General features: G+C 48.9%; 9 protein-coding genes, 1 tRNA gene and 1 riboswitch. Of the genes, 6 read left to right on the forward strand and 4 right to left on the reverse strand.

Annotated features, from left to right (window positions below):
- Window positions 1-292 (reverse strand): hypothetical protein (locus ABDK92_10205; GenBank protein MEN3186977.1); only part of this gene is annotated, 292 nt, incomplete at its 3' end.
- A gap of 95 nt (window positions 293-387) precedes the next feature.
- Here ABDK92_10205 and ABDK92_10210 point away from each other — a divergent pair.
- Window positions 388-1,710 (forward strand): sigma-54 dependent transcriptional regulator, encoded by a 1,323-nt coding sequence (locus tag ABDK92_10210; protein MEN3186978.1) that lies wholly within the window; start codon window positions 388-390, stop codon window positions 1,708-1,710.
- A 30-nt stretch (window positions 1,711-1,740) separates the two neighbouring features.
- On the opposite strand, the gene ABDK92_10215 is transcribed toward ABDK92_10210, so the two are convergent.
- A complete protein-coding gene (locus ABDK92_10215) occupies window positions 1,741-3,003 on the reverse strand; it encodes a uroporphyrinogen decarboxylase family protein (GenBank protein MEN3186979.1) in 1,263 nt (420 codons plus the stop codon).
- 604 nt (window positions 3,004-3,607) lie between these two features.
- On the reverse strand, window positions 3,608-4,222 hold the full coding sequence (locus ABDK92_10220) for a class I SAM-dependent methyltransferase (GenBank protein MEN3186980.1): 615 nt from the start codon (window positions 4,220-4,222) through the stop codon (window positions 3,608-3,610).
- Window positions 4,223-4,396: 174 nt separating this feature from the next.
- Window positions 4,397-4,491, forward strand: a riboswitch (TPP riboswitch).
- 43 nt (window positions 4,492-4,534) lie between these two features.
- Between ABDK92_10220 and ABDK92_10225 the strand changes: the two genes are divergently transcribed.
- The 5 genes from ABDK92_10225 to ABDK92_10245 all read left to right on the forward strand — a co-directional run bounded on the left by ABDK92_10225 (window position 4,535) and on the right by ABDK92_10245 (window position 9,570).
- Window positions 4,535-5,317: a sulfide-dependent adenosine diphosphate thiazole synthase gene (locus ABDK92_10225; GenBank protein ID MEN3186981.1), complete on the forward strand. Its 783-nt coding sequence runs from the start codon at window positions 4,535-4,537 to the stop codon at window positions 5,315-5,317.
- A gap of 47 nt (window positions 5,318-5,364) precedes the next feature.
- Window positions 5,365-6,336 (forward strand): aldo/keto reductase, encoded by a 972-nt coding sequence (locus tag ABDK92_10230; protein ID MEN3186982.1) that lies wholly within the window; start codon window positions 5,365-5,367, stop codon window positions 6,334-6,336.
- A gap of 66 nt (window positions 6,337-6,402) precedes the next feature.
- A tRNA-Ala gene (locus tag ABDK92_10235) sits at window positions 6,403-6,478 on the forward strand.
- Between the two features lie 54 nt (window positions 6,479-6,532).
- Window positions 6,533-8,995 carry a leucine--tRNA ligase gene (gene leuS / locus ABDK92_10240; protein ID MEN3186983.1) on the forward strand — a complete coding sequence of 821 codons (2,463 nt, stop codon included), beginning with the start codon at window positions 6,533-6,535 and terminating at the stop codon, window positions 8,993-8,995.
- Window positions 8,992-9,570 carry a ComEA family DNA-binding protein gene (locus tag ABDK92_10245; GenBank protein ID MEN3186984.1) on the forward strand — a complete coding sequence of 193 codons (579 nt, stop codon included), beginning with the start codon at window positions 8,992-8,994 and terminating at the stop codon, window positions 9,568-9,570. Before leuS ends, ABDK92_10245 begins: the two co-directional genes overlap by 4 nt.
- Here ABDK92_10245 and ABDK92_10250 read toward each other — a convergent pair.
- The gene (locus ABDK92_10250; protein ID MEN3186985.1) at window positions 9,567-9,986 is read right to left on the reverse strand and encodes an Asp23/Gls24 family envelope stress response protein; all 420 of its coding nucleotides are present in this window, start codon (window positions 9,984-9,986) and stop codon (window positions 9,567-9,569) included. The two genes, ABDK92_10245 and ABDK92_10250, sit on opposite strands and share 4 nt — an antisense overlap.
- Window positions 9,987-10,345: the final 359 nt, after the last annotated feature.

Consider the following 10,345-nt stretch of genomic DNA (forward strand, 5'->3'; position numbering starts at 1 on the left):
GGAAAACGGTGATATCATCCCGGACCCTTTCCCGGAACCTGTCGAGGGAACCGAAATCCCGGTACTCTAAAGTAACTTCGACCTGGGTTTCAGAATTAAAGGCGAGGAACACGAGATAGGGATTGATGGATTGAGGGGGATTTTTTACTTCCCAGTTTCTGGGTATATCAACGCGGAAACTGAATAGAGAAACCGTATGGGTGGTGAATCCTAACGGTTTCTCCTCTGCCATGAGTGCCAGATGGGTCAAAAAGCACAGTATAAGAATGAACACAGCAAGCCATCGCTTCATTCTCTCTCCTCCTGAGAGTATTTTACCATCAGTAGCTCTTTTCTGTGTAGAGTGGTTTGAAAGAACTGGTATAATAGTAAAAAGGAGGAGTTAGGGTGCCTGCTTTTCGTGTTTTGGTAGCTGATGACGAGCGGTTTATGGCAGAAATGTTGCAGGAAATATTTGAGGAAGAAGGGATGCTGGTTGAGACCGCCCTGGATGGCAAGCGAGCTCTGGAGAAGTTTCGTTCCTCGAGTTTTGACCTCGTGCTTCTTGACCTGCGCATGCCCGAGATGAGCGGTATGGAGGTCCTGCGGGAAATCAAGAAGACGGACCCCGATGTTCCCGTGGTAGTGATTACGGCGTACGGGAGTGTGGATAACGCGGTTGAAGCCCTCAAGGTGGGAGCGTACGACTTTGTCACCAAGCCCTTCAAAATCGAAGAACTGAAAAATATCGTTCATCGGGCCTTAGAACTTGAGCGACTGCGCCGGGAACGGGATTATCTTCTGGATGAACTTCGGGAAGAATTTTGTTTTGAAGGGGTCATTGGGGACTCTCTCAAAATGCGAGAAATTATGCAGGTGGCACAGCGTGTGGCGAAAACTGATGCCACGGTTTTGATTTATGGAGAAAGTGGTACGGGGAAAGAACTCTTGGCACGTTCCATTCATCTTCAGAGCGACCGTAGAAACCATCCCTTTGTGGTGGTTAACTGCGGTGCTATTACTGAGACGCTTTTAGAAAGCGAACTCTTTGGTCATGAAAAAGGAGCTTTTACCGGTGCTCATGCTCGCAAATTGGGCAAGTTTGAACTGGCCGATGGAGGGAGTATTTTCCTTGACGAAGTGGGCGAGATGAGTCCGGCCATGCAGGTGAAACTCTTGCGGGTTTTGCAGGACCGTACTTTTGAGCGGGTGGGAGGAATGACAACCATCACGGTGAATGTCCGGGTTATTGCGGCCACCAACCGTGACCTCAAGAAAATGGTTAAAGAAAACACCTTCCGTGAAGACCTTTATTACCGCCTTAACGTGATTCCCTTAGAACTTCCCCCTTTGCGGGAGCGGAAAGAAGACCTTCCAGTGCTCTGTGATTTTCTTATCGCCAAACATTCCCGCAGGTTACATAAAAAGGTTCAGGGTATTTCACCTCAGGCTATGCGGGTTCTCAAACGGTATTCCTGGCCCGGTAATATCCGAGAACTGGATAACGTGATTGAGCGGGCTATCATCCTCACTCGGGATGAAACCTTGGGTGTTGAGGATTTGCGGATTTTTGAGGCTCCACTCCGGGAGCAATGGAAAACCCTTCAGGAAGTGGAAAAAGAGTATATCGAGCGCGTCACAGAGTATACTGGCGGTGACCTGGAAAGAGCCGCTGTAATTTTGGGTCTTTCGCTCGATGAACTTCAAAAAAAGCTCTCTTCCTTCTCCTGAAGGGGAAAATATCCTCCGTTTCTTAACGGATTATCGGAATTCGTTCACTGCTTCAAACAGTGCCAGGAGGTTTTCTACCGGGATGTTGCTCTGGATATTATGCACGGTGGCAAAGACAAATCCTCCGCCCTTTTTAAACATTTTAATGAGCATTCGCACTTCTTCTTTGACTTCTTCTGGGCTTTTGAACGGTAAGGTATTCTGGGTATTGACCCCTCCTCCCCAGAAGGTGAAGGAATCGCCAAACTCTTTTTTGAGCGTCTCTGGAACCATTTTTGCGGCTGATATTTGGACTGGATTGAGAATATCAAACCCGGCTTCCTGAAAATCTGGTAGGAGGTCATAAACTGAACCACAGGTGTGAATGAACGTTTTCCAGCTCGTATTTTCATGGACCCACCGATTCACCTTCTGGTGAAAGGGCTTGAAGAGAGTACGATACACTTCTTTGGAAATAAAAGGTCCGTTTTGTGAACCAAAGTCCGTACCTGAAATGACCAGCACCTGAATCCGTTCCCCCACTGCCTGATGGAAAAGCTTGAGATTGGTGAGGCCAATTTCGGTCATCTGGGCAAAAACGTCCCGTAAAAATGATTGTCTGGTAACAAGCGAAATATACCACTCTTCCACATCTCGTATCCCCCTGGGTTCTTTCAGCGTTAATCCTGGCACAATGGCGATATCCCCTAAGTTGGTTCCTGGAACTCCCCCATGGACGATGGCGTAGTCGGTTGCTTCGAAGAGGTGGCGTGACTCATGTTCATAGTACTTCAATTCTTCTTCCGTGAGCACCCCAAACTCTTCAATCTGGTCTTTAACGTTGAGCTTCGACTCATCAATGGGCTTTTGCCGGATTAGGGCATCGTGATAGAACCCTCCTTTGGGCAATTTTGCCGATGGAGCAACACTTTGGTCGCCCTCCGGGTACTGGTAGATATTCCCTTCGGCATCTGGAACGGTATTAAACTTTTCGGGTACAAGGAGCGGGGTGCCATCGAAAAACACCCATGGTTTCCAGTTCTCATTTTTGAAGCCAAAGAGATTTTTAGGCGACGCAAGAGGAATGGTATCAATTCCCAGAACCTGGCGCAGCGGCTCATCCACTTCTCCCAGCATTTGATAGGGATCGATGACCTTAACCGGTTCCTCTGGTTTTATCAACCCCAGGGCTACTTTGAGTTTATGCAGGCTGGAGACGTGGATACCGGTTACAAGCGTTGCTCCGAGATCAATAGGTAAAACATCCGGTTCTTCATGTCTTAAACTTGCCATCACCCGTTCACGAGATGTCACAGTAATGACCCCCCTTTTTTTCCGTTAACGTTTCCATTATATCTCAAGGAGAGAAAAAATCGAGCTTCACCATACATTTTCAATTTCATTTTGCCATCCTATGGATGTTTTCTTCCGTATCGTGATTTCCCGAAGAATCTCACCGTTAGATATGGTTCCCCGCCTGGTATGACCAGGGGTTCCACTATCCCAAGGATTTTCCAGAGGGAAGTTCTTTTGAATTCTTTGACTCGAAATTCGCCCGTAGAAGCTCTCAGCGCTATACGGGCGATATACCAGGAAATTTGGGCTGTTTTCTCGTTTACTCGTGGTGATTACCCTCCAGAGAGCGACGTTGATGTCTCCATGGTATGTTCGCGTCTTACAATACCGTCTTTTTTATCACAGAAAGGTTTCTCGAGTTTTTCCGGTCACCTCCTTTAGGGTAAACATCCTGTATATACCGAAGGCGAAATTCATCAACTTTAAGGGGAAAGGAATCCTTTTATTCTGACCATTTTCACCGAAGTGAAGAAGCTGTGGGTAATGATGTGCCGTTTTTTCGCTTTTGGGAGAGAGCATGGATAGTTGCTCGGATTATAGAGGGTGACCTGGTCTTCGACTGTTACTGGGGTTTTATTGAACGTACTTCAGGCGTTCTCTTTTGTAAAAGGGTAATGATGTAGTCCCGGTCAGGATGATAGGTGATTTCCTCCTCGATTTTCACAAAACGATTTCGTTCCAGAAAGGCATCATGGATGATTTTGCCCGAGGGGTAAAAATGGACCAAAAGAAGATACCCCTTTTCGTTGAGTAGATGGAAGAATTTTTCTTCTAAGGATAAAAACGTCTTTTTGTCACCTAAGTAATAGAGAACTTCCGAAGCCAAAATCATATCAAAAGCGGTATCGAGGTGATCATCCTTCACGATGTTCACTTTTCGAAGCTCCACCTGCCCCTGGTACTTTCTAAGGCGTTCTCTAGCTCTCTTTAGGGCTGTTTCTGAGATATCGATACCCACCACCCTTTTTCCTTTCTGGAGCAAAAGTTCGGTGAAAACCCCTTCGCTTGAACCCACCTCGAGTACCGATTGAACATTCTCGGGAATTGCCCTGAGGGTTTTTGCATATTTTTCCCGTTCAAACGGGCTCTGGGTATAATTCCAGGGGTCCTTCTTGCGACGATAGAGGTTTTCAAAATGGTGCTCGTTGAAATACCAGGGTAGAAAGGGAGTTAGCACTCTCCAGAGGAGGTTTTCCAGATATGATTTAAATTTTCGGAGGGAGAAATTTTTCCCGAAAATCACCACCACCTTTTAGTTGTGCTTACTATTGTATATGAAGAATCTGGTTTTTGCCAGATGTGAACCGATACATTTCTTGAAAAGATTGGAAGCTTTGCATATAATGAAAGCGTCTTGCCATGGGGGCGCTCTCAAAAGAGGGCTGAGAAGGACCCCTGGAACCTGATCCAGATAATACTGGCGGAGGGAATGGCGCAAGAGGCGAAAGCTTCCCCCTTACCTTCCCCAAAAAAGAAGGAGGTTTTTTGTATGTTCAACCTTGACGAAGTAGCCATTACCCGGATTATCGTGGAGCGCTACCTGGAAAAGTTCCTTGCACACCTGGAGGTAGATGTCGCCATTGTTGGCGGTGGTCCTTCGGGTCTAGTTGCAGGGTATTTTTTAGCTTCCTCGGGCCACAAGGTGGCCCTTTACGAACGGAAACTCAGCGTGGGAGGTGGTATGTGGGGCGGTGGAATGCTCTATAACGAGATTGTGGTGCAGGAAACGGCACGGCCGCTCCTTGAGGAATTTGGTGTCCGGATACGCCGTTACGGCGATTCCCAATACTGGAGTGCCGATGCGATTGAAGCAACGACGACCATTACCGGTAAAGCCCTACAAAAGGGTCTTGTGATTTTCAATGGGATTGGGGTTGAAGATTTGACGGTACGCAATGATCGAGTCGAGGGGTTAGTAATAAACTGGTCAGCGGTGGAAATCGCCCGCCTTCATGTTGATCCGCTATCAGTGCGGGCCCGGTTTGTGGTGGATGCCACCGGCCATGAGACTGAAGTAGTGGCGATGCTTACCCGCAAGGCACCAGGAAAGCTCCTCACCCCTTCAGGAAATCGAGAAGGGGAGAAATTTATGGATCCCGAGGAGGCAGAGCGTTTAACCCTTGAGAATACCAGAGAAGTGTTTCCTGGCCTTTATGTTACTGGAATGGCCTGTAATGCCACCTTTGGAGGACCACGGATGGGGCCGATTTTCGGAGGGATGCTCCTTTCGGGTCAAAAGGTGGCCAGGTTGATTCACGAACGACTTTCCTGAAGCAGTTTTGGTATAATGGAGGCAAAGATTTTTTAAGGGGGGTTTCTATGAAAAAACGGAAATTGGGATGGACGGATTTAGAGTTTACGGTAATCGGTTTTGGTTCCTGGGCTATGGGGGGAAGTGGATGGAAATTTAGCTGGGGTCCCCAGGACGACCAGGAATCGATTGAGGCCATCCATCGGGCGATCGACCTCGGGGTTAACTGGATTGATACGGCCGCGGTGTATGGATTGGGACACTCAGAAGAAGTCGTGGGAAAAGCCGTCAAGGGTCTTTCTCCCCGGCCCTTTATTGCTACCAAGTGCGGGTTGGTGTGGGACGAAACGAGAAGTATTTACGGATCACTGAAGCGAGAGAGCATTCGCCGGGAAGTGGAAGCAAGTTTGCGGCGTCTGCAGATTGACGTCATCGACCTGTACCAGATTCACTGGCCTAATCCCGACGAAGACATCGAAGAAGGGTGGGGCGAAATGAGCCGTCTCGTGGAGGAGGGTAAGGTCCGCTACATCGGTGTTTCCAATTTTAGCGTTTCCCAGATGGAACGGATTCAGAAAATCCATCCCATCGCCTCCCTGCAGCCACCCTACAGCATGTTGAAGAGAGGAGTGGAAGCGGAAATCCTTCCCTACTGTGCGAAGAATAGTATCGGGGTTATCGTCTATAGTCCCATGCAGAAGGGCTTACTCACCGGAGCCATTACCCGGGAACGAGTGGCTCAGTTTGCCCCGGATGACCACCGCCGAAATGACCCACAGTTCCAGGAACCAGAGTTGAGCATCAACATGGAACTGGTGGAGAAGTTACGGGCGATTGCTCGTCGCTATGGTCGAACCCCGGCACAACTTGCGGTGGCCTGGGTATTGCGCCGACCGGAGGTGACCTCGGCGATTGTGGGTATTCGGCGTCCCTCCCAGATTGAGGAAATTGTTCCTGCGGCTGATTTCGAAATTTCTCCGGAAGACTTGGAGCGAATTGAGCAACTCCTTGAAGAGCGGGAAGCCAAACTCAAGAAGTGAAACTTTGTGGTTTTCTCGTTGACGAGTGAACCTGGTTTGCATATAATAGGGATACTCGTTGTTCATGGGGCTGTGGCGCAGTTGGGAGCGCGTCTCCTTGGCGTGGAGAAGGCCACGGGTTCAAATCCCGTCAGCTCCACCAGACCGTATGCCCGCCCAGAAGAGGCGGGCTTTTTTCATATAGGGGGCTTGAGGTGTGACACAGGTATATGACTTTGACCGCATTGAACAGAAATGGCAAACCCGCTGGGCCGAGGCAAAGGTTTTTGCTTCAGAAAAGGTGGAGGGAAAGAAAAAGTACTACGTTTTAGAGATGTTTCCTTATCCCTCTGGTGATCCCCACATGGGCCATGTAAAGAATTACGTCATCGGGGATGTGGTGGCCCGTTACTTTATCCGTCGGGGATATAACGTCCTTCACCCCATGGGTTTTGATGCTTTTGGATTGCCAGCAGAAAATGCAGCCATTCAGCATGGGATTCATCCAGCCATCTGGACCCATGAAAAAATCGAACGCATGCGGGAAGTATTAAAGCGTCTGGGTATCAGCTACGACTGGCGACGGGAAGTGATCACCTGTGAGCCGGAATATTACCGTTTCACTCAGTGGTTTTTCCTCAAGCTCTATAAAAATGGTCTCGCGTACAAGAAAGAAGGACCGGTAAACTGGTGCCCTTCTTGTAGTACAGTGCTGGCAAACGAGCAAGTGGTTGAAGGTGCTTGTGAGCGCTGTGGAACTCCGGTGGTGCGCAAAAAACTGGCTCAGTGGTACTTCCGCATCACCCAGTATGCTGAAAGTCTTCTTGAAGATATGAAGTTCCTGGGGAACTGGCCAGAACGAGTCCTCACCATGCAGCGCAACTGGATTGGCCGGAGTGTCGGAGCCTATATTGACTTTCTTGTACCGGAACTCAATGAAAAAGTCACGGTTTTTACCACCCGTCCAGACACCATTTATGGAGTGACTTTCTTTGTCTTGGCACCAGAGCATCCGCTGGTGGACCGGCTGGTTCAGGGTACTCCTTATGAAGACCACGTGCGGGAATTCCGGGAGCGCATCGCCCGCAAAAGTGAAGTGGAACGTATTTCAGACCTCACTGAAAAGGAAGGCATGTTTATCGGCAAAACCATTATGAATCCGGTGAACGGTGTAGCGGTGCCCCTGTGGATTGCCGATTATGTCTTGCTCGAATACGGTACCGGTGCGGTGATGGGAGTTCCAGCCCATGACGAGCGGGATTACCAATTCGCCCGGAAATACGATTTACCCATTCAGCCAGTCATTCACCCTCGGGATGGAGAGTGGCGGGATACGTGTTTCACCGAACCTGGAATTATGGTCAATTCTGGTTCTTTCTCTGGTCTTCCCTCTGAAGAAGGAAAAGAACGAGTGGTGGCTTTTCTTGCCGAAAGGGGTCTGGCAAAAAAAGCTGTTTCCTATCGTTTACGGGACTGGCTCATTTCCCGCCAGCGTTACTGGGGAGCACCCATCCCCATCGTATACTGTGACCGCTGTGGAGAGGTTCCAGTACCTGAAGAGGATTTACCGGTTTTACTTCCTCCCCGGGTTGATTTTCTCCCCACTGGACCTTCGCCGTTAGCACGTTGTGAAGAATTCGTCAACACTCGTTGCCCTTCCTGCGGTGGACCGGCTCGCCGTGAAACGGATACCATGGATACTTTTGTGTGTTCATCGTGGTATTATCTCCGTTATTGTTCTCCCTGGGCGAATGACCGGCCTTTTCACGACGACGATGTCCGCTACTGGATGCCGGTTGACCAGTATATCGGTGGGGTGGAGCATGCCATTTTACACCTACTCTATTCCCGGTTTTTCACCAAAGTCCTTTATGACTTGGGAATGGTCCATTTCCGCGAACCCTTTTCCAATCTCTTTGCCCAGGGGATGGTTACCAAAGATGGGGCTAAAATGTCCAAATCCAAAGGGAACACGGTCAGTCCTCGAGAAATCATCGAAAAGTTTGGAAGCGATACTGTACGGGTTTTTATCCTTTTCGCCGGTCCCCCAGAGCTCGATATGGAGTGGTCGGACCGGGGCGTAGAGGGGGCGTTTCGTTTCTTGAACCGGGTATGGCGGGTGGTCAATGATATCGTGGAATTGGAGACGAACCCCAATGTTTCTTTTGAGAGACTGCGAATCCATTCCCTCGAGCGGATGGTGCACCGAACCATTTTCCGGGTCTACCAGGACATCGAACGAGAATTTCACTTTAATACGGCTATCAGTGCCATGATGGAACTCCTCAACGAGATGGGTGAATACGTTCGCGTTAGGGAGGAATGCCATCCTGAGGAAAAAACCATGCTCCTTTTCGCAGCTAGGACCCTCGTTTCTCTGCTCAACCCCATTGCTCCCCATATCACTGAAGAACTCTGGGAAATTTTGGGTGAAAAGGATTTCCTCTCGCTCTTTCCCTGGCCTTCTTACGACGAAGCCAAGCTTTATGAAGACGTAGTAGAAGTAGTCGTTCAGATCGGTGGGAAAGTGCGGGGAAAAGTGCAGGTCCCCCGGGGTTCCTCCCATGATGAGGTTCTCAAACAAGCCCTGCAGGACGAAAAAATAAAGCACTGGCTCAATCATGCGCCAGTGCGGAAAAGCGTTTATGTTCAGGACAAACTGTTGAATCTGGTGGTATGATTCCATTTTCTCGTCAGGAGAAACTAATCCTACTCATCTTATCCACAGTGGCAATCGTAGCCTTGGGGATCACCTTCTGGGCGAATTTCAACGCCCAGCGTGCAATCTCTTCAAAGGAAAACGTACTCGTTGTCCAGGTCGATGGTGCTGTAAAGCAGCCTGGTATTTACAGGGTAAAAGAGGGAACCCGAATTTTCGAAATCCTGGAAAAAGCCGGAGGAACCACCGAGGACGCGTTTCTCAACGACGTCAACTTAGCTCAGCCCGTCTATGATGGTCAACGAGTGTTTATCCCCTCCCGTGGGAAAGGGGACAACACCTCTTCTTCTTTTTCCACCAACCTTACTCAGTTTCTCCCTCAACCTGATGCTTCTTTAGAGACCAAGCGCATTAACGTCAACACAGCTTCCAAAGAAGAACTCATCGCCCTTCCCGGAATTGGTGAAGCCCTCGCCCAGCGAATCATCGAATACCGCCAAACTCATGGCCCCTTCCACAGACCCGAGGACCTCCTCGAAATCAAAGGAATTGGTCCGAAAAAGTTAGACCGGATCCGGGATTTGATTTCCTTTTAAGTTGACGTACTTTCCTTTCCCTCTTCTTTGTAGGATACCTCCCGGATGATGATATCCACCTTGTTGACGGTCATACCGGTTTTATTCTCAATGACCTTTTTCACTTCTTTCTGCACATTCCTGGCCACCTCAATCAGCGTCGAATCAATGTCGGCGACAATGGCAATCTCCAAACTCACGTTCTTTTCTTTGACTTCGACCTTTACCCCCTTGTTCAATTCTCTTTTTCCAATCAGCGTACTCAGTGATGCCGATGGCATACCAGCCATACCGGTTACCCCCGGTGTTTTCATAGTGGTGATGGCGGTCAACGTGGCAATGATATCCGGGGCAATGGTAATTTCTCCCAGGCTTTCTTCAGTTTCCGGCTGTGGTTCTTCCGGAGTGATTTCCTCTCTGCGTTCTTCGTCGTTCATAAATACACCCCCTTTTTCCCATTTTACCGCAAAACGGAAATAGATACCACGTTCACTCCCTGCCCCATTTTTCATTCTACCCGAGCTAATTTGAAGGAATATCTTTTTGGAAAGCCGGAACTCTTGCATCGTTTCGGGGGTTTTCCCTCAAGAATTCAAGTATAACGAAAAAGTACGGCCGGTTTATTAGAGGTAGAATCCAAAAATTGTACCCCGCTGAAATACGTTCGAGGTCAAGCGGAAAAAGGTAAACCGCTGAGTGACAGTTTGCGGGAATGACAGAAAAAAGGAATATCATCCCGCATGCCACCCCCTCCGTCATTCCCGCAAAAACCCCTTCCGTCATTCCCGCCTGCTTT

This window comes from Atribacterota bacterium, assembly GCA_039638595.1.
GTDB lineage: Bacteria > Atribacterota > Atribacteria > Atribacterales > Caldatribacteriaceae > Profundicultor > Profundicultor thermophilus.